Genomic DNA, 22,334 nt, shown 5'->3' with positions numbered 1-22,334 from the left:
CGCGCCCGTGATGCCCGCCGTCGAGGCAAGCACCGGCGGCGCGGCACCGAGGCCGCCGATGCGGCACCCGAACCGATCATGCCGCCGGACGCGCTGCCCAAGGGGCGTGGCATGGGGGTGACCTACAAGTACTTCGGCGCCCCGGACGGCGCGACGGCGGCGCGGGTGCCCGTGACCATGCGGCCGGAGGAGCTCGGCGGGGACGAGCTGGGCATGGGCGGTCTGTTCACCAAGATCAAGCCGGAGACCATGGCCGCGATGGTCCTGACCGGCATCGAGGGCATACCCCTGCACAAGGTGCCCCCGCTGGAACTGGTCGTCCTGCACCCCGACTACGCGGTGGTCAAGCTCCCGATGACGGTGGTCGACCCGCTGCGCGGCGTCGGCGAGGAGTCGGTCGGCGCGGCGGCCTTCATCTGGTCCACGGTCCCCGACCGCGGGGGGCCGAGCGACGCGTTCAACGTCTACCAGCTCCTGCACGAGTGGCAGGACTTCTCCCACCGCCTCCACGAGGCGGGCCACCAGGCGTACTGCCTCGTCTGGCCATGACGCACCCGCACCCGTCGTGGGGCCCGGCCGGTTGTGAGGCCCGGCCGTTGTGAGGCCCGGCCCGTTGTGAGGCCCGGCCCGTTGTGAGGCCCGGCCGTTGTGGGGCCCGGCCGTCGTGGGGCCCGGCCGTCGTGGGGCCCGGCCTCACCCGGCCAGGATCTTGAGGGCGCGCTCGCGCAGCGGGGCCAGCCGGACGCGGGGGGCGCCGTTGTGGACGGCGTTGGTGACGATGACCACGTACCGGCCGGTGGCGGGGGCGAGGTAGAGGCTCGTCCCGGTGAAGCCGTGGTGGTAGGCCACCGTGCCGCCGGCGGCGAGGACCCAGCCCAGGCCCCGGTAGAGGCCGGGCTCGATCTCCGCCTGGGGGGCCAGGCTCTCGCGCAGCCACAGGGTGAGCGGGCTGGTCTCGTGCGGGTCCCCGTGGCCTCCCAGCAGGTGCTCGGCGTACGTGGCGAGGTCGGCTGCGGGCGCGAAGACCCCGGCGTGGCCCGCGACCCCGCCCATCGTCGCGGCGTTCTCGTCGTGCACCACGCCCCACAGGCGGTCGTGGCCGTCGGGGTGCTCGGTCGGCGCGACGTCGGGGGCCTGGGCGATCGGGCCGTAGCCGGTGCGGCCCATGCCCAGCTCGGCCCAGAAGTCGGCGGCCAGGCGGTCCAGCGGCCGGCCGGTGACGTGGGCGAGGGAGAGGCCGAGCAGGATGTAGCCGCGGTTGACGTAGCGGTGGGTGCCCGGCAGGTTCTCCATCAGCTCGTGGCAGATCAGCTCGTGCAGCGGCCTGGAGGTGAGGTCGTAGAGGTCGAGGCGGGTCGCGGCCTGGAGGCCGCCGGTGTGCGACAGCAGCTGGCGCATGGTGGCCTCACCGCTGGGCATCAGGCCCTCCATCGGCGGCAGGTACGCCCGGACCGGGGTGTCGAGGTCGAGCAGCCCGTCGGCGACGGCGCGGCCGACGAGCGGCCAGGTCGCCGTGACCTTCGTCAGCGAGGCCAGGTCGTAGACCGTGTTCTCGTCGGGGGCCTTGGGGTTGGTGTACGGGGAGACGACCCCCGCGGAGATCACGGTCCGCTCCCCCGCGGCGGTGCCGCAGACGAGGACGCCGCCGGGGGTGGCACGGGCGGCGACGATCTCGTCCAGCGTGTCCCGCAGCCCGTGGGTCTCGGCGGTCGTGAACGGTACGGCCTGTGTCATCTCTGCCTCCGGGTGGTGCGGTGCGGTGGTGATCTCGGCACTTAGCGTGGCCAGAGCCGGTCCGGGCCGCCCGTCGCCGCGCCGGACCGTGCGCCGGGTCCCCCGGGCGGGTGGCTTCCGTACGCTCCCGGGCGCGCCCGGAGCCGTTGCCCGGGGCGGGCAGAGCCGTTGCCCGGCGCGCCCGGAGCCGGTGCCCGGCGGAGGCGCGGGCGTCCGGGGCCGATGCCCGCGGGCGGGTGCGCGGCTCAGCGGCGCAGGGCGGTCTCCCGGCGCGCCCGGAGCCGGTGCCCGGCGGAGGCGCGGGCGTCCGGGGCCGATGCCCGCGGGCGGGTGCGCGCCTCAGCGGCGCAGGGCGGTCTCCCGGTGCATGTGCGACAGCTTCTCGGGGTTGCGCACGGCGTACAGCCCGGTGATGAGGCCGTCGTCGATCCGCACCGCCAGGACGGTGTCGAGTTCGCCGTCGAGGTGGAGGACCACCGCCGGGTAGGCGTTGACCTGCGCCGACCGCAGCGCCGCCGTGGTCTGCCTGCCCAGGCCGGCGACGAGGAGGCGGGCCACCTTGTCGGCCCCCACGACGGGACGCAGGACGGCCTGCTTGATCCCGCCGCCGTCACCGAGGAGGACGACGTCCGGTGCGAGCAGATCGAGCAGGCCCTGGAGGTCACCCGTCTCGACCGCCCGCCGGAACGCGTCGAGCGCACCCCGGGTCTCGGTCGGGGAGACGGCCCCGCGCGGGCGGCGCGCGGCGACGTGCGCACGTGCCCGGTGGGCGATCTGGCGGACCGCGGCCGGGGACTTGTCGACGGCCTCGGCGATCTCCTCGTACCCGAGGTCGAACACCTCGCGCAGCACGAACACCGCCCGCTCGGTCGGCGCGAGCGTCTCCAGGACGAGCATCATCGCCATGGAGACGCTGTCGGCCAGCTCGACGTCCTCGGCCACGTCGGGGGTGGTCAGCAGCGGCTCGGGCAGCCAGGAGCCGACGTACGACTCCTTGCGCCGGCCGAGCGTCCGCAGCCGGATCAGCGCCTGGCGGGTCGTGATCCGGACCAGGTACGCCCGGCGGTCGCGCACCGCGGCGAGATCGACGCCGGCCCAGCGCAGCCAGGTCTCCTGTAGCACGTCCTCCGCGTCGGCGGCCGAGCCGAGCATCTCGTAGGCGACCGTGAACAGCAGGTTGCGGTGGGCCACGAACGCCTCGGTGGCGGCGTCCGCGTCCGCCGGGGGCCCGCTGTGCCGGCCACGGCGGCCGTGCTCGCCGTGTTCGCCGTGTTCGCCGTGTTCGCCGTGTTCGCCGTGTTCGCTGTTCACCCGCTGCTCCTGCCTGCCTGTTCGCCGTGACGGTGACACGCGCACAAGATGCCGCCGGCCGCCGCCGTGTGACATACCGCGGCGGTGACGCTCGTCACAGCGCCGTTCCTGTCACAGGAGGCGGGCCGCCGGCATCTGGTGTTCGTTCGCGCAGGACCACGAGTGAGGACGAGATCATGGAAACCCGGTTCAACCTGTTCGAGAACGAGATCGCGGTCAAGTTCGCCAAGCGGTTCGCCAACACCGGTCTGGTGATCGACCAGTCGCCGCTGGCGAAGTCCACGCAGGAGCTGGTGTCGCTGCGGGCCAGCCAGATCAACGGCTGCGGCTGGTGCATCGACATCCACACCAAGGAGGCCGCGGCCGCCGGTGAGAGCGCGGTCCGGCTCCACCTGGTCGCCGCCTGGCGCGAGTCGACCGTGTTCACCGAGGCCGAGCGGGCCGCGCTGGCGCTCGCCGAGGAGGGCACCCGGCTCGCCGACGCCCACCAGGGTGTGTCCGACGAGACCTGGGCCGAGGTGCGCAAGCACTACGACGACGACCAGATCGCGGCGCTGGTCTCGCTGATCGCCCTGATCAACGCGGCCAACCGCCTCGCCGTGATCGTCCGCCAACAGGGCGGCTCCTACGAACCCGGCATGTTCGCAACCCTCCTCCCCTAACCCTCCGCCCCGCGGCGGGGGCGGCGGCCCGCACGATGGGCGGCGGCCACTGGGGCCGGGTGGCCAACGGCCGCAACCCGACGAGCGGGCCGGCCAGGGCGGGCCGGGCGGTGACGTCCAGCCCGGCCCGCACCGGCCGGGCGCCGCCCGCCACGCCGGCGGGCGGCCGCCGCTGGAGCCGGGTCGGCCCACAGCCGCCTCCCGCCGAAGGGGATCCGTGCGCGTCGCACCGCCCCCGGGGCCCGGACAGGCCGGGCTGGCGCCGCGAGCCGTTCGGCGGACGGACCCCGGTTGGTACCCGTCACATCTGCGCCAGCGTTGACCGCCTCCCGCCGAGCAGGGCGGGGCAGGGCGGTGACGCCCGGACCGGCGGCGCGCACCCGGCCGGCACCGCGCGTCGTGGCCGTGGGCCGGCCCCCAGAACCCGGGTGCCCAACAGCCGGCACACGCCGAGCGGGATCCGTGCGCGTCGCACCGCCCCGGACCCGGGCCGCCCTGGCGCCGGGCTGGCGCCGCGAGCCGTTCGGCAGGCGGCGCCGGTCCGTGCCCGTCACCTCTGTGGACAGCGTTGACCGCCGGGCGGGGGTCGGGTGGCAACGCACGGGCGGACAGCAGCGGGCGCCGGGGGGCCGGAGTCGGCCGGGCGGCTTCGGGGGCGGCGGTCGTGGGGTGGGCGGCTGCCGAAATTCCTCCCGGGGCGCCGGGGGCGAATGGCATGCTGGCAGGGTGAACGGACCCGGCATTCAGCTCACCCTCGCGCCCGAACTGCACGTCTTCGCCGCGCCCAGTCGGCGCGCCGAGCGGGTTCCCACCGTGACCGACGGCGCCTCCAGCGTCGGGCACGTCGTCGAGTCCGCCGGGGTCCCGCTCACCGAGGTCGGCCGGCTGCTCGTGGACGGGCAGGAGGTGCCCGTCTCGTACGTGCCCCAAGCAGGCGAGCTGGTCGAGGTGTTCGGCGTCGACCGCCCCCAACGGATCCCGCAGCGCAGCGACGACGGCACGCCCCTCCGCTTCCTCCTCGACGTCCACCTCGGCACGCTCGCGCGCCGCCTGCGCCTGCTCGGAGTCGACGCCGCCTACGAGAACGAGGACATCGGCGACCCCGCCCTCGCCACCCGTTCCGCCACCGAGCGCCGCGTCCTCCTCTCCCGCGACCGCGGCCTGCTGCGCCGCCGCGAGATCTTCGCCGGCGCGTACGTCTACAGCGACAACCCCGACGAGCAACTGCGCGACGTACTCAGCCGCTTCGCCCCGCGCCTGTCACCCTGGACCCGCTGCACCGCCTGCAACGGACCGCTCCGCGAAGCCGACAAGGACAGCGTGGGCGACCGCCTCCAGCACGGCACGCAGCGCTCCTACGACGTGTTCGCCCAGTGCGCCGACTGCGAACGCGTGTACTGGCGCGGCGCCCACCACGCCCGCCTGGAGCGGATCGTCTCCGAAGCCGTGGCCGAATTCGGCCAGGGCGACACGCGCCAGGGCGATGGCGACGGTGACGCCGCCGCATGAGGTGCGGCAGACTGCCGAGGCATGACTGCCGCTGAGGAACACACCCCCAACGCCGTTGTCGACGTCGCCGTTGTCGGCGCCGGACCCACCGGGCTGCTGCTCGCCGGCGACCTCGCCGCCGCCGGCCTCTCCGTCACCCTCATCGAGCGGCGCCCCCGGACCGCCGCCAATCTGACCCGGGCCTTCGCCGTCCACGCCCGCACCCTCGAACTCCTCGACGCGCGCGGCATCGCCGACCAGCTCGTCTCCACCGGCCGACGGATCGACCGCCTGCGCCCCTTCGGTGGCATGGCCCTCTCCCTCCAACAGCTGCGTTCCCGCTACCCCTTCGTACTCATCACCCCCCAATATGAGACAGAGAAACTGCTGGAGCGCCGAGCTCTGTCCACAGGGGCGGTCATCCGATATGACTGCGAAGTCACCGGCCTCCACCAGGACCACGACAGCGTCACCCTCGACATCACCACCGCCGCCGGCCCCGCCCGCCAGACCACCCGCCAGACCGCCCGCCACGTCGTCGGCGCCGACGGAGTCCGCTCCACCATCCGCCGGGCCCTGGGCCTGCCCTTCCCCGGCCAGGCGGTCGTCCGCTCCATGGTCCTGGCCGACGTGCGGCTGACCGATCCCCCCGAGGACTTCCTCGCCGTCAACGGCAGCGCCGACGCCTTCGCCCTCGTCGTCCCCTTCGGCGACGGCTGGTACCGCACCATCGCCTGGCACCGCGACGCCCGCGCCGCCGACACCGACCCCGTCGGCCTCGACGAACTGCGCGCCATCACCCGCGCCGCCCTCGGCACCGACCACGGCATGCACGACCCCCGCTGGATGTCCCGCTTCCACAGCGACGAACGCCAGGTCCCCCACTACCGCGCGGGCCGCGTCTTCCTCGCCGGGGACGCCGCCCACGTCCACTCCCCCGCCGGCGGCCTCGGCATGAACACCGGTCTCCAGGACGCCGCCAACCTCTCCTGGAAGCTCGCCGCCGTCCTGCACGGCCACAGCCCCGACCCCGAGGCCCTCCTCGACAGCTACCACCGCGAACGCCACCCCGTCGGCCGGCTCGTCCTGCGCGCGAGCGGCGCCCTCGTGCGCACCGCCATGGTCAGCGACCCCGCCCGGCGCGCCGCCCGCGCGCTCGGCGCCGCGGTCCTCGCCCGGTCCGGCCCCGCCCGCGAGCGCGCGCTCGGCCTCATCTCCGGCACCGGGATCGCCTACCCGCCCCCGCCGGGCACCCGCCGCCCGACCACCGCGGGCCGCCGCGCCCCCGACCTGCCCCTCGCCGGCGGCCTGCGCCTCTACGAGGCCCTGCGCACCGGCAGCTTCGTCCTCATCACCCCTCCCGGCCGGCCCACCCCGCCCGGGAGCCCCCTCTCCCACCACCACTGGCCCACCGGGCGGCCGCGCACGGCGTCCGTCCTCGTACGCCCCGACGGCTACGTCGCCTGGAGCTCCGAGCGGGCCGACGACGCCGCCACCGCGTTCGCCGTGGCGTCCTGGCTCCTACCGCAGCCCGCGCCGCAGAAGGAACAGCAGTAGCAGAGAACAGCAGGAGCAGAGAACAGCAGGAGCAGGGGGGTCAGAAGGCGTACGAGTCGCCCGTGTCCAGGGCCAGCACCACGTGCTCGTTGTTGCCGCTGTTGCGGTCGGCGGCGTCGCCGTTCCACCACGTGTCGACCCGTACCACCACCTCCGGAACCCGCTCCCGCAGCCCGAGCAGCAGCCCGATGTGCCGGCCCCGCCCGTGCGCGGGCAGCGGGCCGGTCTCGCAGACCACCTCGCGCCGCCCCGCCCGCGCGCACCCCTCGGCCGGCTCCTGCGTGTCCCCGAGGTCCGCCGACAGCCGCACCCGCAGCGTGGCGTCGGCCAGCGCGTTCGGCCCCTCGTTCTGCGGGACCAGCCACACGCGCAGCTGCCCCTGGTCCAGCGAGACCCGGCCGTGGTACGAGACGTCCGCCTCCGGCTCGGGCGCCCGGGCCCCGGCGCTCCCCGCGCTCCCGGCACCGCCCAGCACCAGCAAGCCCGCCACCACCACACTGCGTACGGCACCACGGCGCACCGCCACCACCTCCTCGCGCGGACGCTAGACCGCCCCGGCCCCCGCCGGTCGGACCATCACACGAACGAGGGCGTGGCGCGGCCCCTCAGGACGGCCAACCGGATGCGCCGTGGGATCCGCCTATGCTGGCCGGGAATCGCCCGTACGAACGAACGACGAACGACGAACGAGGAGTACGCCCATGAGCCCCGCCACCCGTACCGCCGTGGTCACCGGCGCGAGCAGCGGCATCGGCGCGGCCACCGCCCGGCAGCTCGCGGCGGCCGGCTACCACGTCGTCCTCACCGCCCGCCGCAAGGACCGCATCGAGGCCCTGGCCGCCGAGATCACCGACGCGGGCCACGAGGCCACCGCCCACGCCCTCGACGTCACCGACCGCGCCGCCGTGGACGCCTTCGCGGCGTCCCTCCCGCGCTGCGACGTGCTCGTCAACAACGCCGGCGGTGCGATCGGCGCGGAGCCCGTGGCCACCGGCGACCCGGCCGACTGGCGCACGATGTACGAGGTCAACGTCATCGGCACGCTCCACGTCACCCAGGCCCTCCTCCCGGCCCTGGTCGCCTCCGGCGACGGCACGGTGGTCGTCCTGTCCTCCACCGCCGGGCACTCCACCTACGAGGGCGGCGCGGGCTACGTCGCCGCGAAGAACGGCGCCCGCGTGCTCGCCGAGACGCTCCGCCTGGAGATCGTCGGGCAGCCCGTCCGCGTCATCGAGATCGCGCCGGGCATGGTCAAGACGGAGGAGTTCGCGAAGACCCGCTTCCGGGGCGACGCGGAGAAGGCCGAGAAGGTCTACGCGGGCGTCGCGCACCCCCTGTCCGCCGACGACGTGGCCGACACCATCACCTGGGCGGTGACCCGCCCCAGCCACGTCAACATCGACCTCCTGGTGGTCCGCCCCCGCGCCCAGGCCTCGAACACGAAGGTCCACCGCGAGCTGTGACGCTCGCCCCCCGGGGGCGGCCACGCGCCGCAAGCAGACGTGTTCCGCCCCGGGGGTCCCGGCGCCCCACCGCGCTCGGCGGCGCCCCACCGGGCGCGGCCCGGCCACGACCCCGGCCGGCCCTGCGTCAGCCCTTGATGCAGATGACCTGCCTGAGCTTGGCCACCACCTCGACCAGGTCGGTCTGCTGGTCGATGACCTGCTCGATCGACTTGTACGCGCCCGGGATCTCGTCCACCACACCGGAGTCCTTACGGCACTCCACGCCCTTGGTCTGCTCCGCCAGGTCCCGCGCCGAGAAACGCTTCTTCGCCGCCGTGCGGCTCATCTTCCGGCCCGCGCCGTGCGAAGCCGAGTTGAAGGACTTCTCGTTGCCGAGCCCCTTCACGATGTACGAACCTGTCCCCATCGAGCCGGGGATGATCCCGAAGTCCCCGCTGCCCGCGCGGATCGCTCCCTTGCGCGTGACCAGCAGGTCCATCCCGTCGTACCGCTCCTGCGCCACGTAGTTGTGGTGGCAGCTGATCTCCTGTTCGAAGGAGACCTTGGCCTTGCGGAACTCCTTGCGGATGACCTCTTTGAACAGGCTCATCATCACGGCGCGGTTGAACTTCGCGTACTCCTGCGCCCAGAACAGGTCGTTGCGGTAGGCCTCCATCTCGGGGGTCGCCGCCAGGAACACCGCCAGGTCCCGGTCGACCAGGCCCTGGTTGTGCGCGAGGCCGCGGGCCACGCCGATGTGGAAGTTCGCCAGCTCGTTGCCGATGTTGCGCGAGCCCGAGTGCAGCATGAGCCAGACCGAGCCGTCCGTGTCGATGCACACCTCGCAGAAGTGGTTGCCCTGCCCCAGGCTGCCCATCTGTCGCATCGCGCGGTCGCGCCGGTACTTCACCGAGTCCGTGACGTAGTCGAAGCGCTCCCACAAGTCCCCGAACCCGGCCGCCCCGAAGCCGTACAGCCGCGCCGGGTCCACGGGTTCCTTGTGCATGCCCACGCCCACCGGGATGGCCTGCTCGATCTTCGATCGCAGCCCCGCCAGGTCGCCCGGCAGGTCGTTCGCCGTGAGGGAGGTCTTCACCGCCGACATGCCGCAGCCGATGTCGACGCCGACCGCCGCCGGGCACACCGCGTCCTTCATCGCGATCACGGAACCGACCGTGGCGCCCTTGCCGTAGTGGACGTCCGGCATGACGGCCAGGCCCTTGATCCAGGGCAGGGTCGCGACGTTGCGCAGCTGCTGCATCGCGTGGTCCTCGACCGACGCGGGATCGGTCCACATCCGGATCGGGACCTGGTCCCCGGGCACCTCTACATACGACATAACACCCTCAAAACCCCGTTAACCACAGGAAAGTCGGAATACGCAAAAAGCCTCGCTCATGGCCCCATAGCGGACACGGAACCGGCGCCGGCACCAGCGTGTGCGATAGACATTGTGTCCAGCCGTGCCCCAGCCACGGCAAAGCAATTTCCTGACCGCCGGGCAGCCGGCCGGCCGAAGGGAGCCACAGGACGTGCAGCGCAAGGCGGTACGACGGCGGGCCCTGCCAGGCGTAGCGATGCTCACCGCGCTCGTGGCCGGGGTCGCCGGCCTCACCGGGTGCACCGAGACGAGCGGCCCCGGGACCACCACCGACGCGAAGGCCGGCGGCAGCACCGCCGTGCCCGCACAGCCGGGGAAGTACCGCAGCCTCCCCACCCCGTGCAAGGCCGCCGACCTCAAGCGGCTGCGGGGCATGCTCCCCGCCGACGAGAGCCTCACCGACGAGCAGCGCGAGCTGCTCTACGCCGGGACGGCGGACGCCTCGTACGACGCCGACCGGCGCGTCGGCTGCCGCTGGACCGCGCAGACGCCCTCGGAGACCCGGCTGCTGTCCATCGGCTTCGAGCGCGTGGTCTCGTACGACCGCGCCGCCGCGAGCGACGACGACAAGGCGCGGCAGGTGTACGTACGGCGTCTCACCGACGCCCACCTTCCGTTCCCCGGCGCTTCGGCGACGCCCTCCGCGCCCGCCGCACCCCCCGCGCCCTCCACGGCCCCCGGCGCCTCCGGCGCTCCCGGCGCTCCCGGCGCTCCCGGCGCTCCCGGCGCTCCCGGCGCTCCCGGCGCGACCCCGAACCCCGCGGGCGCCGGCGGCAGCCCGAGCGGGAGCCCCACCCCCACCGCCCCACCGGAGCTCGGCTCCCGGGTGCTGGAGGGGCTGGGCAACGAGGCGTACATCGAGGACAAGCTGAGCCCGGCCGGCACCACCGCACCGCAGTCGCGCACCGTGCGCACTGTGTTCCGCACCTCGAACGTCATCGTCACCATCGAGTACAGCGTCCAGCCCTCCCAGCCCGGCGTCGTCCCCTCCAGCGCGGAAACCCAGGACAAGGTCCGGCAGTTGGCGCAGGCGCTCGTCGAGCGGTTCAACGACTGACCGCACGCGCCCCCATGGGGCGTGCGCGGCCCGCGTGACGGCGCGCACAGCAGCCGGGCGCCGGGTCGGGCTACCGTTGTTCGAGTCCCGCGCCCCGAAACGGCCCCCAACGACTGAAGGAACCATGCACCGATCAGCCTCGCGCCTCACCCGCGTTCTCGCCTGCGCAGCCGTCCCGGTGATCCTCACCGTCGCCGGATGCTCCTCCGATTCGGGCAAGGCCTCGGGCTCGGACGGCAAGAAGTCCGATTCCTCCGCATCCTCCAAGCCGGGCGGAAAGGCGTCGCCCAAGCTGGAGAAGGTGGCGTTCGCCACGCTGCCGGAGCCCTGCAAGGCGGTGCAGTCGAAGACCATCGACACCCTCGTGCCCGAAGCGAAGGACAAGAACGGCACGGCGACGAAGTCGAACGACCTCTCCAGCCGCGCCAGCTGCTCCTGGAACGGCCTCGACGAGGACGGCCTCAAGGGCTCGCAGTACCACTGGCTGTCGATCTCCCTGGTCCGCTACGACTCCCACGCCACGCTCGGCAGCGGCAACAAGCGCGCCGAGGACCAGTACAACAAGCAGGTCGAGACGGCGAAGAAGGTCGACGGCGCCCACGACGTCAAGGTCGAGCAGGCCGGCGGGATCGGCGACCAGGGCACCTCGGTCGTCTACGGCGTGAAGAAGGACGTCGACTTCTTCAACACCACCATCGTCGTACGCGACAAGAACGTCGTGATCACCCTCGACTACAACGGCGCCGCCTACGAGGGCGCCGCCGCCCCCGACCAGGGCAAGCTGCTCCAGGACGCCGTCGCCGCCGCCAAGGAGACGGCCGCTTCGGTCGAGGCCGCGGGCACCGGCCAGCCGGCCCCCGACCAGGGCGGACAGCAGTCCCCCGCGCCCTCGCAGTCCGCACAGGGCCAGGGTCAAGGCCAGGGCCAGGGTCAAGGCCAGGGCCAGGGGCAAGGCCAGGGGCAGGGCCAGGGCCAGGGCCAGGGCCAGGAGTCCAAAGCCCCGGAGCCCTCGAAGTCCGCGTAGCAGCAGGAAGCGCCCGGCCGAAGCCGGTGAAGCCGACGGAACCGGCGGAACCGGCAGGGACAGGGGCAGGGACAGCGGCGGGGCAGGGGCAGAGGTGGGGCTGACATCCAGTCACCCGTACTCTGTGCCTGCCCGGGCTCGAACAGCTCCCGGCAGCAGCTCGTAGCACGTCGAAGGACAGGGGATCACGCGTGGCCGCGATGCAGTTGACTCGTACGCACCGGATACTCATCGGTGTCGTGGTCGCCGGAGCCGTGGTCATCGCGGGCATCGGCTTCGCCGGTTCGTACTCCGCGGTGCGCGCCCTGGCCTTGAAGAAAGGCTTCGGCAACTTCTCCCTGGTGTTCCCCATCGGCATCGACGCCGGCATCTGCGTGCTGCTGGCGCTCGACCTGCTGCTGACCTGGATCCGGATCCCCTTCCCGCTGCTGCGCCAGACGGCGTGGCTGCTGACGGCCGCCACGATCGCCTTCAACGGCGCGGCCGCGTGGCCGGATCCGCTCGGTGTCGGCATGCACGCCGTGATCCCGATCCTGTTCGTGGTCACCGTCGAGGCGGCCCGGCACGCGGTCGGCCGGATCGCGGACATCACCGCCGACCGGCACATGGAGGGCGTCCGGATCACCCGCTGGCTGCTCTCCCCCGTCCCCACCTTCAAACTGTGGCGCCGGATGAAGCTGTGGGAACTGCGCTCCTACGAGCAGGCCGTCGGCATGGAGCAGGACCGGCTGATCTACCAGGCCCGCCTCCAGGCCCGCTACGGGCGCGCCTGGCGCCGCAAGGCCCCCGTGGAGGCGCTGATGCCGCTGCGCCTGGCCCGGATCGGGGTGCCGCTCGCCCAGACCGCCCCGACGGGCCTCGCGGCGGCCGGTATCGACCCGGTACTGCTGCCCCCGGCCGAGGCCGGACCGGAGGACACCGCCCCGGCCCCCGCCCTCGAAGCGGCGCCCGAACAGCCGGAGGCGCACGCCGCACCGCAGGGCCGCCCCGCCCCCCAGGCCGCCCCCCAGCCGGCGGTCCCCGGCCCCCTCCCCGCCCAACTGCCCTTCGCCGTCGAGCCCACCGCGATGCCCGCCGCCCACGACAGCGCCTGGTTCGCCGCGCCCCTGGCCCCCCAGGCGGCGTACGAGGGCGGCTACAACCCCCAGTACGTCGAGGGCCTGGAGCCGACGCCGGTCATGCCTCCGGCCGGCCCGGACCAGCAGGAGCAGGCCGCCGCCCCGGAGCCGGAGACCGCCCCCGACCCGGACGTCGACGAGGTGAAGTTCGCGGAGGCCGCCTACGAGGTGTTCCGCGCCTTCCTCGACGAGCACTCGCAGTTCCCGACCCCCGAGCAGGTGGACATACACCTGTCGGACCGCCACGGGATCGTGCACCCGCGCAGCGCCTCGATGATCCGCCGCCTGATGCCGGAGCTCAAGCTCCGCTACCAGCGGGACCTGGAGAACGAGCACATCGCGTAACCCGCACGACGGACGAAGGGCCCGCACCCCCCACGGGGTACGGGCCCTTCGCACGTCCTACGGGGCTACGCCGTTCAGGCGGCCAGCAGCTTGCGCACCCGGTCCGCCCCCACCGCCAGCAGCAGCGTGGGCAGGCGCGGCCCGGTCTCCCGGGTCACCAGCAGCCGGTACAGCAGCGCGAAGAAGGTGCGCTGCGCGACCTTGAGCTCCGGCGTCGGCTTGGCGTCGGGCTCCAGCCCGGCCATCACCTTGGGCACGCCGTAGACCAGCGTGGTCAGCCCGTCGAGCGACCAGTGCGAGTCCAGCCCCTCCAGGAGCAGCCGCAGCGACTCCCGGCCCTCGTGGTCCAGCGAGGACAGCAGCTCGGTGTCCGGCTCCTCGCGCACCAGGGTCCGCTGGTCGGCCGGGACCTGGGTGGTGATCCAGTTCTCGGCGCGGTCCAGCCGCGGCCGCACCTCGTCCAGCGAGGCCAGCGGCCGCTGCGGGTCCAGGTCGGACAGGATGCGCAGCGTCTGCTCGTCGTGTCCGGCGGTGATGTCGACCACCGAGGCCAGCGTCCGGTACGGCAGGGGGCGCGGGGTGCGCGGCAGCTCGTGCGAGGCGACGCGTACGGCGCGCGCGTGGGCGGCCGCGTCGGCCGGCAGCACGGAGCCGTCGGCGACCTTCGCCTCCAGCTTGTCCCACTCGTCGTACAGCCGCTGGATCTCCTGGTCGAAGGCGATCTTGAACGACTGGTTCGGGCGGCGGCGCGCGTACAGCCAGCGCAGCAGCTGCGGCTCCATGATCTTGAGCGCGTCGGCGGGGGTCGGGACCCCGCCCTTGCTGGACGACATCTTGGCCATGCCGCTGATGCCGACGAACGCGTACATCGGTCCGATCGGCTGCTCGCCGCCGAAGATGTGTACGATCTGGCCGCCGACCTGGAACGACGAACCGGGCGAGGAGTGGTCGACGCCGGAGGGCTCGAAGATGACTCCCTCGTACGCCCAGCGCATCGGCCAGTCGACCTTCCAGACCAGCTTGCCGCGGTTGAACTCGCTGAGCGCGACCGTCTCGGTGAACTCGTCCTCGGTGCAGACGTAGGTCAGCTCGGTGGTCTCGTCGTCGTACGCGGTGACCTTGGTGAAGTCCTTGCCGCACTGGCCGCAGTACGGCTTGTACGGGAAGTAACCGCCCTCGGCGCTGCTGCCGTCGTCCTCGGCGGCGGCGCCCGAACCCTCGGCGGCCTCCAGCTCGGCCTCGTCGACCTGCTTCTGCTGCGGCTTCTTGCCGCCCGGCTTCTGCTTCGTGCGGTACTGGTCGAGCACGGCGTCGATGTCCGCGCGGTGCTTCATCGCGAACAGCACCTGCTCGCGGTAGACGCCCGTCGTGTACTGCTCGGTCTGGCTGATCGGGTCGTACTCGACGCCCAGCTCGGCCAGCGACTCGACCATCGCGGCCTTGAAGTGCTCGGCCCAGCTGCCGTACGCGGACCCGGCCGGGGCCGGGACGGCGGTCAGCGGCTTGCCGATGTGCTGCGCCCAGCTCTCGTCCACGCCCTCGACGCCCGCCGGAACCTTGCGGTAGCGGTCGTAGTCGTCCCAGGACAGGACGTGCCGGACCTCGATGCCGCGGCGGCGGATCTCGTCGGCGACCAGGTGCGGGGTCATGACCTCGCGCAGGTTGCCGAGGTGGATCGGGCCGGAGGGGGAGAGTCCGGACGCGACGACGACAGGTTTGCCGGGTGCTCGGCGCTCCGCCTCGGCGATGACCTCGTCCGCGAAACGGGAGACCCAGTCGGTCTCGGTGCTGCTCTGAGCCACGACACGTCCTTCTATCTCGAATGCTGGCTTACGCCATTCTCCCAGACGGAAGGAGCCGCTCCGGGGTTGCTCTCCTCCCGCATTCTCCCGAGAAACGGAAGGCCCCCGCGTGGGATACTCGGCTCTTGTCGGAACAACCAAGTTCACCTCACAGGAACGGCAGCTCATGGCCTCGGTCCCTTCCCTCGCTTCCTCCGTCCATCAGCGCGTCGCGGACGCCCTCGCCTCCGCCCTGCCGGAGGCCGGTGCCGCCGACCCGCTGCTGCGACGAAGCGACCGGGCCGACTTCCAGGCCAACGGCATCCTGGCGCTCGCGAAGAAGGCCAAGGCCAACCCGCGCGAGCTGGCGTCGACCGTCCTCGAAGGGCTGGACAAGGGCGGTGTGATCGAGGAGATCGAGGTCTCCGGACCCGGCTTCCTCAACATCACGGTCTCCGACCGGGCGATCGTCGAGACCCTGGCGGCCCGCGCCGCCGACGACCGGCTGGGCGTGCCGCTGAACGCCGCCGCCGGCACCACGGTGATCGACTACGCGCAGCCCAACGTCGCCAAGGAGATGCACGTCGGCCACCTGCGCTCCGCCGTCATCGGCGCCGCGATGGTCGAGATCCTGGAGTTCACGGGCGAGAAGGTGGTCCGCCGGCACCACATCGGCGACTGGGGCACCCAGTTCGGCATGCTCATCCAGTACCTCCTGGAGCACCCGCACGAGCTGGACCACAAGGCCGACGGCGGGGAGGAAATCTCCGGCGAGGAGGCCATGTCCAACCTGAACCGCCTCTACAAGGCCTCGCGCACCCTCTTCGACTCCGACGAGGAGTTCAAGACGCGCGCCCGCGCCCGGGTCGTCGACCTCCAGGCCGGGGACCCCGAGACCCTCGCCCTGTGGCAGCGGTTCGTCGACGAGTCGAAGATCTACTTCTACTCCGTCTTCCACAAGCTGGACATGGACATCCAGGACGCTGACGTGGTCGGCGAGTCCGGCTACAACGACATGCTCGCCGAGACCTGCAAGCTGCTGGAGGACTCGGGCGTCGCCGTCCGCTCCAACGGCGCGCTGTGCGTCTTCTTCGACGAGTACAAGGGCCCGGACGGCAACCCGACGCCGCTGATCGTCCAGAAGTCCGACGGCGGCTTCGGCTACGCCGCGACCGACCTGTCCGCGATCCGCAACCGCGTGGGCGAGCTCAAGGCCGACACGCTCATCTACGTGGTCGACGCCCGGCAGTCCCTGCACTTCAAGATGGTCTTCGAGACGGCCCGCCGGGCCGGCTGGCTGAACGACGACGTCAAGGCCGTCCAGCTGGCCTTCGGCACGGTCCTCGGCAAGGACGGCAAGCCGTTCAAGACCCGTGAGGGCGAGACCGTCCGCCTGGTCGACCTGCTGGACGAGGCCGTCGAGCGGGCGACGGCCGTCGTGCGCGAGAAGAGCGAGAAGATCGGCCTGAGCGAGGAGGAGATCGTCTCCAACGGCCAGTACGTGGGCATCGGCGCGGTCAAGTACGCCGACCTCTCCACCTCCGCCGGCCGCGACTACAAGTTCGACCTGGACCAGATGGTCTCGCTGACCGGTGACACGTCCGTGTACCTCCAGTACGCGTACGCCCGTAACCGCTCGATCCTGCGCAAGGCCGGCGAGACCCGGCCCGTCGCGCACCCCGAGCTGGCGCTCGCCCCGGCCGAACGCGCCCTGGGCCTGCACATCGACCAGTTCGGGGAGGTCATCGCGGACGCGGCCGCCGAGTACGCCCCGCACAAGGTCGCGGCGTTCCTCTTCCAGCTCGCGACGCTCTACTCGACCTTCTTCGACCAGTGCCCGGTCCTCAAGGCCGACACCGCCGAGCAGATGGAGAACCGCCTCTTCCTCTGCGACCTGACCGCCCGCACCCTCACCAAGGGCATGGCGCTCCTCGGCATCCGCACCCCCGAGCGCCTCTGACGGTCCGGTACGCAGCCCCGCCCGGCGTACCGCCCGGGCGGGGCTGCGCCTTTCTATGCCGAGCCGAGGACCTCGATCTTGCAGCGGGCGCTTCCGGACCGTGCGATCCGCGCATCGCACGTGACGAGCGGGACCTGGAGCCCTTCGGCGAGGGTGACGTACGCGGCGTCCAACTGCCGGTCGGAGAGCTTTTCGCCCCGGTGACGGCCGAGCAGCGCATGGGCGACTTCCACGTCGAGCAGGTGGGGCGCGGCAAGCCGTTCGCCGAGCACTCGCTCATGAACCGCCTCGCCCGTCGATCCCGCGTCGGCGACCAGCAGGACGACCGCGCTCGCGTCGACCACGATCATTCGCGCCGCCGTCCGGCGTCAAGATCCCCCAGGACCTCGTCCACGCGCAGATCAGCCGACACGCGGGAACGGATCCGCGCGATGACATCCACGATCGACGGTGTCGCGGCCTCTTCCTCCAGCAGCGCACGGGCATATGCCTGGAGTGACTGACGGCTGCGTGCGGCTCGTATCTTCAGCTCGGCGAGCGCCTCGTCGGACAGATCGCGTACCTACAAGGTAGCCATGCAACAAGAAGAGTTGCAGCGCAAGCATGGTGCGAGCAATCCTCCCAGCTGCCTTCGGGCCGCCATGGGGACAGCCGGTCGCCGGCGTGTGACGCGGAACACAGGGAACGTTCCGCGCGGGCGGCTCCTCTCCAGGGTGTTGGTACGCACACCGAGGGGGAGCACATGAACGACACCACCCGCCGCCGCCTGGGCACGGCCCTCGCGGCCCTGCTGGCCGCGGACGGCCTCGCGCACCTGTACTGGGCCACCGGGCGGACCTGGCCCGCCGCCGACGCGCACGCGCTCTCCCTCGCCGTCCTCGGCACCGAGGTCTCCTTCGCGCCGCCCGTCGTCCTGCCGCTCGCCGCCCTCACCCTCACCGGCGCCTCGGCCGTCCTGGCCCACTCCCGCCGCCGGGGCGGCCCCGCGACCCGGCTGGTGACCGGTGCCGTCGCCGCCGGGCTCGCCGTACGGGGCCTGGCGGGCCTGGGCTGGGCCGCAGGGGTCCTCGACAGCCCGCCCGGGCCCTTCTACGCACTCAACCTCGCGCTCTACACCCCTGCCTGCCTCGGCTTCGGCTGGGCCGCCGCCCGTCTGGCGCGCGCCCGGTGACCCCGGCGGAACGCGAGCGCGGAGTCTCCCTCGCCCGGGCCGCCCGCGCCGGCAACACCCTGGCGATGCACGACCTCCTCGACCACCTCACCCCGTACGTCGCCCGCGTCTGCGCCCCGATCGCCCTCGCGGACGGCCCGGACGCCACGCAGGAGGCGCTGGTCGCCGTCTTCGGGGCGCTGAGGACGCTGCGCGAGCCCGAGGCCCTGTACGGCTGGGTGCGGGCCATCGCGGTCCGCGAGGCGGTGCGCACCGCCCGCCGCGCGGCCCGGACCCACCCGGCCGAACTCGCCGACGTCCCCGAACGCGGCGACCCCCAGCTCGCCGCCGACATCGACGACGTACTGGCCCGCCTGTCCCCCGACCACCGGGCGGTGCTGGTACTGCGGGACATCGAGGGACTGGACGAGGAGGCCGCCGCGGCCGTCCTCGGAGTGCCGCCCGGCACCGCCAAGTCCCGGCTCCACCGGGCCCGTACGAGCTTCCGGAAGGCGTGGTTCTCATGACGTACGCGATGGACACCGTCGGCCGCCTGCGGGTGATGGCGGCCGGCATCCCGGGCGCCCGGATCGCCGAACGGGTGCTGCCCGCCGACCCGGACACCGTCTGGGCGGTGATGGCCGACCTGGAGGGCGAGTTCGGCCGCTTCCAGCCGGACATGCGCCGGGTGCGGGTGCTGCGGGTGAGCGGCGACCGGGTGGAAGCCCTGGCCCGCAGCAAGTACGGGCTGCGGGCCCACTTCCGGGGGGTGCTGCGCCCGGGCTGGTGCTGGCTCCAGAGCCGCTTCCTGATCGTCGGCATGGCGGCGGCCCCGGAGCCGGGCGGCGGCACCCGGGTGGCCCTGACCGGCGGCGTACGGGTCCCCGGCCGCGCGGCGATCGTCCCGCTGGGCACGGCCGGCGAACTGGCCCGGGCGATGGCCCGCCTGGAGGAGCGGGTCGGGGAGCAGGGCTAGGGGGTGTCCAGCTCGCACCACACCGTCTTGCCGGGGCTGCGCGTGCCGACCCCCCACCGGTCGGCGACGGCCGCGACGAGCAGCAGCCCGCGCCCCCGCTCGGCGTCGGCGTCCCGGCCCCCGACCCGCGGCCGCCCGCCCCCGCTGTCGTGCACCTCGACCCGGACCACCCCGCCGAAGCGCAACAGCCGCAGGCGGTAGCCCCGGCCGGACGGCACGCCGTGCAGCAGCGCGTTGGTGGCCAGCTCGCTCACGCAGAGCAACACGTCGTCCAGCCGGTCGGCGGCCGCCCAGGCATCGATCGTCTGGGCCGCGAACCGCCTGGCGGCGGCGACGGTTTGGCGGCTGCGCGGATAGAACCGGTCCCGCACCAGGGTGGGTTCATTCGTCACGTTCACCTGACGAGCGTCGCGGTGTGTGACTAGCGTGATGCAGTACGCCTATCCGTACTGACCATCCAGTACGGATGGGTACGGGTAGTCCGCTTGCGCAGGTGGGGAGTTCAGGTCCATGCCACCAAGGAACAGGACGCGGCCCAACGCGACGGCGATGAGGATGGTCGGCGCCCAGGTCGCCGCCGCCCGCGTCGCCAAAGGACTTACACAGCGGGAGCTCGGAAAAAGGGTCGGCCTCCAGGAGGAGAGCATCGCCTCCATCGAGCAGGGCAGGCGCCCCTTGATGCCCGACGTGGCGGCGCTGATGGACGCCGTGCTCGGGCTGCCCGGCTTGCTCGCCGTTGCGGCCGACCGGTTGCCCCAGATGGACGTGATACCGCCTTGGGCGGAGCCGCTGATGAGCCTGGAGAAGAAGGCCCTGGCCTTGTCCTCGTACGAGAACCAGGTCATCCCGGGTCTGCTCCAGACCAAAGCGTACGCGGAGGCGGTCTTCCGCAGCCGCATCCCCATGTACACCGACGAGGAGATCGCCGACCAGACGACCGCCCGGATCGACCGGCAGTCGGTCCTACACCGCGAGAAGCCGATGCTGGTCAGCTTCGTCATCTGGGAGCCGGCCCTGAGGTGCCCGCTCGGCGGCCCAGAGGTACTACGGGAGCAGCTCCAGCACCTGGCGGCCTGCTCACGGCTCCCCGGCGTGATGATTCAGGTGCTGCCGCTGGACCGGACCGCCCACCCGGCCCTCGACGGACCGTTCGTCCTGCTGGAAACGCCGAACCACGAGCACATCGCGTACGTCGAAAGCCAACGCGGCAGTCTGGTCGTCTCCGACCTCGATGAGGTCAGCATCATCGCCCAGAGGTATGCGATGCTGCGGACACAGGCCCTCAACCCCGATGAAACCAGGGACCTGTTGAACCGGCTGCTAGGAGATACATGAGCACCGAACTCACGTGGTTCAAGTCCAGCTACAGCGGCAGCGACGGCGGCAACTGCGTCGAAGTGGGCTACGCCTGGCAGAAGTCGACGTACAGCGGCGACGAGGGCGGCCAGTGCGTCGAGGTCGCGCCCTGCGCCGACCGGGTACACGTGCGGGACTCGAAGGTCCCGCACGGTCCCGTCCTCACCCTTTCACCGGCTACCTGGACCCGCCTCGCTCACTGGGTCAGCGGGTAGGAGTGCCGGCCCGACTCCGCGTCGATCTCGGTGTGGGCCTTGTCCAGTAGCTGCGACGCGAGATCCATGAGCGCCCGGGCGCCCGCGATCTCCTCACCGACGCGGAGCTGGTCCGTGTCGGACGGATGCCGCATGGCGTAGCCGCGCGCCCGCAGTTCTGTGCCGTCCATGAGCCTGAGCAGGGCTGCCGCGCTGGTGCGGTGGCCCTCCTCGGTGAATTCCATCTCCACGTGCCACCCGGCGAGCGTGGCCATGAGGGATCACCTCCAGAGGTCGACCTCTTGCCTCCAGGGTGCGCCCACCACCGCGCCCGCGGCTACTCGGCCGGCCAGTCGACCATGCCGTAGAAGAGCAGCCACGCCACGAGGACGGCCGTCGGCGCGAGCGCGGCGAGGAGCACCCGCTTCGCGGCGTTGCGCCGCTGCCAGGGCAGCGCCCAGGTGGCCACCAGCAGCACCAGCGCCACGACCAGCCCCGCCTGGAACACCACGAAGGCCGTACCGAAGCTGTCGTCGAAGCGCCGGGCCGCCTCACCGTTGCAGGAATCGCAGGCCATCGGGCTGAGGCCGGCGAACCCGAACGCCCCGAGCCCGAGCGGCAGCGTGATCAGGGTCGTCACGATCGGAGCGATGAGGGCGTACCGGTCCCGGCCGGCGTCGTTGTGTTCCATGCCCCCATCCAGCCACCCCGACGGACCCGCCGCATGAGTGCGGGTACTCATCCGCGCCGGGCGGGACTACCCACGGCGCGGCGCGCTCAGCGCTCCCGGCCGAGCCACTGGGCGGCTTCGGTCGCCCAGTACGTGAGGATCGTGTCCGCGCCCGCGCGCTTGATGCCCAGCAGGGCCTCCAGCACCGCGCGGTCCCGGTCGATCCAGCCCTTCTCGGCGGCCGCCTCGATCATCGCGTACTCGCCGCTGATCTGGTACGCGGCCACCGGCACGTCCACCGCCTGCGCGACCCGGTACAGGATGTCCAGGTAGGGGCCCGCCGGCTTGACCATGACCATGTCGGCGCCCTCCTCCAGGTCCAGCGCCAGCTCCCGCAGGGACTCGCGGGCGTTCGCCGGGTCCTGCTGGTAGGTCTTGCGGTCACCCTGGAGGGAGGAGCCGACGGCCTCCCGGAAGGGGCCGTAGAACGCCGAGGAGTACTTGGCCGTGTAGGCGAGGATCGCCACGTCCTCGTGCCCGGTCTCGTCCAGCGCGTCGCGGATCACCCCGACCTGGCCGTCCATCATCCCGCTGGGGCCCACGACGTGGACGCCCGCGTCGGCCTGGACCTGCGCCATCTCGGCGTAGCGCTCCAGCGTCGCGTCGTTGTCGACGCGGCCGTGCTCGTCCAGCACCCCGCAGTGCCCGTGGTCGGTGTACTCGTCCAGGCACAGGTCGGACATGATCACGAGGTCGTCGCCCACCTCGGACCTCACGTCGCGGATCGCCACCTGGAGGATGCCGTCCGGCTCCGTGCCCGCCGTACCCAGCGCGTCCTTGTTCTCGTCCGCCGGGACACCGAACAGCATGATCCCCGAGACGCCCGCCTCCACGGCCTCCACGGCAGCCTTGCGCAGCGTGTCCCGCGTGTGCTGCATCACGCCCGGCATCGCCGAGATGGGCAGCGGTTCGCTGATGCCCTCGCGCACGAACGCGGGGAGGATCAGGTCCGAGGGGTGCAGGCGGGTCTCCGCGACCATCCGCCGCATCGCCGGGGTGGTGCGCAGCCGGCGGGGGCGCGAGCCGGGGAAGGATCCGTACGTGCTCATCTTCTAGTCGCCTCTT

The 22,334-nt window shown here is 72.6% G+C and carries 25 protein-coding genes; 14 read left to right on the top strand and 11 right to left on the bottom strand.

Annotated elements, in window-relative coordinates; genetic code table 11:
- Positions 1 to 111 precede the first annotated feature (111 nt).
- The gene (locus tag ACIA6C_RS25400; RefSeq protein ID WP_136216611.1) at positions 112 to 549 is read left to right on the top strand and encodes a hypothetical protein; all 438 of its coding nucleotides are present in this window, start codon (positions 112 to 114) and stop codon (positions 547 to 549) included.
- Positions 550 to 693: 144 nt separating this feature from the next.
- Here the strand turns inward: ACIA6C_RS25400 and ACIA6C_RS25395 are convergent, their stop codons facing one another.
- Both ACIA6C_RS25395 and ACIA6C_RS25390 read right to left on the bottom strand, forming a co-directional pair.
- Complete coding sequence (locus ACIA6C_RS25395) at positions 694 to 1,734, bottom strand: serine hydrolase domain-containing protein (RefSeq protein WP_361139499.1); 1,041 nt, start codon at positions 1,732 to 1,734, stop codon at positions 694 to 696.
- A gap of 339 nt (positions 1,735 to 2,073) precedes the next feature.
- Positions 2,074 to 3,045: an RNA polymerase sigma-70 factor gene (locus ACIA6C_RS25390; RefSeq protein ID WP_399279176.1), complete on the bottom strand. Its 972-nt coding sequence runs from the start codon at positions 3,043 to 3,045 to the stop codon at positions 2,074 to 2,076.
- A gap of 176 nt (positions 3,046 to 3,221) precedes the next feature.
- Between ACIA6C_RS25390 and ACIA6C_RS25385 the strand changes: the two genes are divergently transcribed.
- The 3 genes from ACIA6C_RS25385 (at position 3,222) to ACIA6C_RS25375 (ending at position 6,752) form a co-directional block, all read left to right on the top strand.
- Positions 3,222 to 3,707, top strand: a complete 486-nt coding sequence (locus ACIA6C_RS25385) for a carboxymuconolactone decarboxylase family protein (RefSeq protein ID WP_361139505.1) — start codon at positions 3,222 to 3,224, stop codon at positions 3,705 to 3,707.
- Between the two features lie 726 nt (positions 3,708 to 4,433).
- Positions 4,434 to 5,216: a Mut7-C RNAse domain-containing protein gene (locus tag ACIA6C_RS25380; protein ID WP_399279174.1), complete on the top strand. Its 783-nt coding sequence runs from the start codon at positions 4,434 to 4,436 to the stop codon at positions 5,214 to 5,216.
- A gap of 21 nt (positions 5,217 to 5,237) precedes the next feature.
- The gene (locus ACIA6C_RS25375) at positions 5,238 to 6,752 is read left to right on the top strand and encodes an FAD-dependent monooxygenase (protein ID WP_399279172.1); all 1,515 of its coding nucleotides are present in this window, start codon (positions 5,238 to 5,240) and stop codon (positions 6,750 to 6,752) included.
- Between the two features lie 40 nt (positions 6,753 to 6,792).
- Here the strand turns inward: ACIA6C_RS25375 and ACIA6C_RS25370 are convergent, their stop codons facing one another.
- Positions 6,793 to 7,272 (bottom strand): hypothetical protein, encoded by a 480-nt coding sequence (locus ACIA6C_RS25370; RefSeq protein WP_399279170.1) that lies wholly within the window; start codon positions 7,270 to 7,272, stop codon positions 6,793 to 6,795.
- 181 nt (positions 7,273 to 7,453) lie between these two features.
- Between ACIA6C_RS25370 and ACIA6C_RS25365 the strand changes: the two genes are divergently transcribed.
- Positions 7,454 to 8,215, top strand: a complete 762-nt coding sequence (locus ACIA6C_RS25365; protein WP_361139517.1) for an SDR family oxidoreductase — start codon at positions 7,454 to 7,456, stop codon at positions 8,213 to 8,215.
- 127 nt (positions 8,216 to 8,342) lie between these two features.
- Here the strand turns inward: ACIA6C_RS25365 and ACIA6C_RS25360 are convergent, their stop codons facing one another.
- Complete coding sequence (locus ACIA6C_RS25360) at positions 8,343 to 9,536, bottom strand: RtcB family protein (RefSeq protein ID WP_399279168.1); 1,194 nt, start codon at positions 9,534 to 9,536, stop codon at positions 8,343 to 8,345.
- Positions 9,537 to 9,729: 193 nt separating this feature from the next.
- Between ACIA6C_RS25360 and ACIA6C_RS25355 the strand changes: the two genes are divergently transcribed.
- The 3 genes from ACIA6C_RS25355 to ACIA6C_RS25345 all read left to right on the top strand — a co-directional run bounded on the left by ACIA6C_RS25355 (position 9,730) and on the right by ACIA6C_RS25345 (position 13,122).
- Positions 9,730 to 10,635 carry a DUF3558 domain-containing protein gene (locus ACIA6C_RS25355; protein ID WP_399279166.1) on the top strand — a complete coding sequence of 302 codons (906 nt, stop codon included), beginning with the start codon at positions 9,730 to 9,732 and terminating at the stop codon, positions 10,633 to 10,635.
- A 124-nt stretch (positions 10,636 to 10,759) separates the two neighbouring features.
- Positions 10,760 to 11,659 (top strand): DUF3558 domain-containing protein, encoded by a 900-nt coding sequence (locus tag ACIA6C_RS25350; RefSeq protein WP_399279164.1) that lies wholly within the window; start codon positions 10,760 to 10,762, stop codon positions 11,657 to 11,659.
- 200 nt (positions 11,660 to 11,859) lie between these two features.
- Entirely contained in the window at positions 11,860 to 13,122 is a 1,263-nt protein-coding gene (locus tag ACIA6C_RS25345) for a DUF2637 domain-containing protein (protein ID WP_399279508.1), read from the top strand.
- Between the two features lie 74 nt (positions 13,123 to 13,196).
- Here ACIA6C_RS25345 and lysS read toward each other — a convergent pair whose 3' ends face one another.
- A complete protein-coding gene (gene lysS / locus ACIA6C_RS25340) occupies positions 13,197 to 14,924 on the bottom strand; it encodes a lysine--tRNA ligase (protein ID WP_399279162.1) in 1,728 nt (575 codons plus the stop codon).
- 166 nt (positions 14,925 to 15,090) lie between these two features.
- Between lysS and argS the strand changes: the two genes are divergently transcribed.
- Positions 15,091 to 16,863, top strand: coding sequence for an arginine--tRNA ligase (gene argS, locus ACIA6C_RS25335; RefSeq protein WP_399279160.1), 1,773 nt, complete (start codon positions 15,091 to 15,093; stop codon positions 16,861 to 16,863).
- Between the two features lie 53 nt (positions 16,864 to 16,916).
- Here argS and ACIA6C_RS25330 read toward each other — a convergent pair whose 3' ends face one another.
- On the bottom strand, positions 16,917 to 17,213 hold the full coding sequence (locus ACIA6C_RS25330) for a type II toxin-antitoxin system VapC family toxin (RefSeq protein ID WP_399279158.1): 297 nt from the start codon (positions 17,211 to 17,213) through the stop codon (positions 16,917 to 16,919).
- Positions 17,210 to 17,416: an antitoxin gene (locus ACIA6C_RS25325; protein ID WP_399279506.1), complete on the bottom strand. Its 207-nt coding sequence runs from the start codon at positions 17,414 to 17,416 to the stop codon at positions 17,210 to 17,212. Before ACIA6C_RS25325 ends, ACIA6C_RS25330 begins: the two co-directional genes overlap by 4 nt.
- A 189-nt stretch (positions 17,417 to 17,605) precedes the next feature.
- Between ACIA6C_RS25325 and ACIA6C_RS25320 the strand changes: the two genes are divergently transcribed.
- From ACIA6C_RS25320 to ACIA6C_RS25310, 3 genes are read left to right on the top strand one after another with little or no spacing between them, the layout of a single operon-like run.
- The gene (locus ACIA6C_RS25320) at positions 17,606 to 18,034 is read left to right on the top strand and encodes a DUF3995 domain-containing protein (RefSeq protein WP_361139537.1); all 429 of its coding nucleotides are present in this window, start codon (positions 17,606 to 17,608) and stop codon (positions 18,032 to 18,034) included.
- Positions 18,031 to 18,540, top strand: a complete 510-nt coding sequence (locus tag ACIA6C_RS25315) for an RNA polymerase sigma factor (protein WP_399279156.1) — start codon at positions 18,031 to 18,033, stop codon at positions 18,538 to 18,540. The genes ACIA6C_RS25320 and ACIA6C_RS25315 overlap by 4 nt, the downstream gene beginning before the upstream one ends.
- Complete coding sequence (locus ACIA6C_RS25310; protein WP_399279154.1) at positions 18,537 to 18,989, top strand: hypothetical protein; 453 nt, start codon at positions 18,537 to 18,539, stop codon at positions 18,987 to 18,989. The genes ACIA6C_RS25315 and ACIA6C_RS25310 overlap by 4 nt, the downstream gene beginning before the upstream one ends.
- Here the strand turns inward: ACIA6C_RS25310 and ACIA6C_RS25305 are convergent.
- Positions 18,986 to 19,387, bottom strand: a complete 402-nt coding sequence (locus ACIA6C_RS25305; RefSeq protein ID WP_399279152.1) for an ATP-binding protein — start codon at positions 19,385 to 19,387, stop codon at positions 18,986 to 18,988. The two genes, ACIA6C_RS25310 and ACIA6C_RS25305, sit on opposite strands and share 4 nt — an antisense overlap.
- Before the next feature lie 112 nt (positions 19,388 to 19,499).
- Here ACIA6C_RS25305 and ACIA6C_RS25300 point away from each other — a divergent pair, with 112 nt between their 5' ends.
- Positions 19,500 to 20,324, top strand: coding sequence for a Scr1 family TA system antitoxin-like transcriptional regulator (locus ACIA6C_RS25300; protein WP_399279150.1), 825 nt, complete (start codon positions 19,500 to 19,502; stop codon positions 20,322 to 20,324).
- The gene (locus tag ACIA6C_RS25295; RefSeq protein ID WP_399279148.1) at positions 20,321 to 20,560 is read left to right on the top strand and encodes a DUF397 domain-containing protein; all 240 of its coding nucleotides are present in this window, start codon (positions 20,321 to 20,323) and stop codon (positions 20,558 to 20,560) included. Before ACIA6C_RS25300 ends, ACIA6C_RS25295 begins: the two co-directional genes overlap by 4 nt.
- On the opposite strand, the gene ACIA6C_RS25290 is transcribed toward ACIA6C_RS25295, so the two are convergent.
- The 3 genes from ACIA6C_RS25290 to hemB all read right to left on the bottom strand — a co-directional run bounded on the left by ACIA6C_RS25290 (position 20,542) and on the right by hemB (position 22,318).
- Positions 20,542 to 20,814, bottom strand: a complete 273-nt coding sequence (locus ACIA6C_RS25290; RefSeq protein ID WP_136216588.1) for a DUF1876 domain-containing protein — start codon at positions 20,812 to 20,814, stop codon at positions 20,542 to 20,544. The two genes, ACIA6C_RS25295 and ACIA6C_RS25290, sit on opposite strands and share 19 nt — an antisense overlap.
- Before the next feature lie 62 nt (positions 20,815 to 20,876).
- Positions 20,877 to 21,230 (bottom strand): hypothetical protein, encoded by a 354-nt coding sequence (locus ACIA6C_RS25285; protein ID WP_399279146.1) that lies wholly within the window; start codon positions 21,228 to 21,230, stop codon positions 20,877 to 20,879.
- Between the two features lie 86 nt (positions 21,231 to 21,316).
- Positions 21,317 to 22,318, bottom strand: a complete 1,002-nt coding sequence (gene hemB / locus ACIA6C_RS25280; protein ID WP_399279144.1) for a porphobilinogen synthase — start codon at positions 22,316 to 22,318, stop codon at positions 21,317 to 21,319.
- Positions 22,319 to 22,334 lie beyond the last annotated feature (16 nt).

It is taken from the genome of Streptomyces sp. NPDC051578, from assembly GCF_044454045.1.
In the GTDB taxonomy this organism is placed as follows: Bacteria; Actinomycetota; Actinomycetes; order Streptomycetales; family Streptomycetaceae; genus Streptomyces.
The sequence above is the reverse complement of the archived record's forward strand: the minus strand, read 5'-3'. Positions and strand labels throughout refer to the sequence as shown.

Bases quoted from the DNA above. Each gene is read 5' to 3' on its own strand.
- ACIA6C_RS25400 (WP_136216611.1), top strand. From the start codon at position 112: ATGGGGGTGACCTACAAGTACTTCGGCGCCCCGGACGGCGCGACGGCG.
- ACIA6C_RS25395 (WP_361139499.1), bottom strand. From the start codon at position 1,734: ATGACACAGGCCGTACCGTTCACGACCGCCGAGACCCACGGGCTGCGG.
- ACIA6C_RS25385 (WP_361139505.1), top strand. From the start codon at position 3,222: ATGGAAACCCGGTTCAACCTGTTCGAGAACGAGATCGCGGTCAAGTTC.
- ACIA6C_RS25375 (WP_399279172.1), top strand. From the start codon at position 5,238: ATGACTGCCGCTGAGGAACACACCCCCAACGCCGTTGTCGACGTCGCC.
- ACIA6C_RS25365 (WP_361139517.1), top strand. From the start codon at position 7,454: ATGAGCCCCGCCACCCGTACCGCCGTGGTCACCGGCGCGAGCAGCGGC.
- ACIA6C_RS25360 (WP_399279168.1), bottom strand. From the start codon at position 9,536: ATGTCGTATGTAGAGGTGCCCGGGGACCAGGTCCCGATCCGGATGTGG.
- ACIA6C_RS25350 (WP_399279164.1), top strand. From the start codon at position 10,760: ATGCACCGATCAGCCTCGCGCCTCACCCGCGTTCTCGCCTGCGCAGCC.
- ACIA6C_RS25345 (WP_399279508.1), top strand. From the start codon at position 11,860: ATGCAGTTGACTCGTACGCACCGGATACTCATCGGTGTCGTGGTCGCC.
- argS (WP_399279160.1), top strand. From the start codon at position 15,091: ATGGCCTCGGTCCCTTCCCTCGCTTCCTCCGTCCATCAGCGCGTCGCG.
- ACIA6C_RS25330 (WP_399279158.1), bottom strand. From the start codon at position 17,213: ATGATCGTGGTCGACGCGAGCGCGGTCGTCCTGCTGGTCGCCGACGCG.
- ACIA6C_RS25320 (WP_361139537.1), top strand. From the start codon at position 17,606: ATGAACGACACCACCCGCCGCCGCCTGGGCACGGCCCTCGCGGCCCTG.
- ACIA6C_RS25310 (WP_399279154.1), top strand. From the start codon at position 18,537: ATGACGTACGCGATGGACACCGTCGGCCGCCTGCGGGTGATGGCGGCC.
- ACIA6C_RS25300 (WP_399279150.1), top strand. From the start codon at position 19,500: ATGCCACCAAGGAACAGGACGCGGCCCAACGCGACGGCGATGAGGATG.
- ACIA6C_RS25295 (WP_399279148.1), top strand. From the start codon at position 20,321: ATGAGCACCGAACTCACGTGGTTCAAGTCCAGCTACAGCGGCAGCGAC.
- ACIA6C_RS25290 (WP_136216588.1), bottom strand. From the start codon at position 20,814: ATGGCCACGCTCGCCGGGTGGCACGTGGAGATGGAATTCACCGAGGAG.
- ACIA6C_RS25285 (WP_399279146.1), bottom strand. From the start codon at position 21,230: ATGGAACACAACGACGCCGGCCGGGACCGGTACGCCCTCATCGCTCCG.
- hemB (WP_399279144.1), bottom strand. From the start codon at position 22,318: ATGAGCACGTACGGATCCTTCCCCGGCTCGCGCCCCCGCCGGCTGCGC.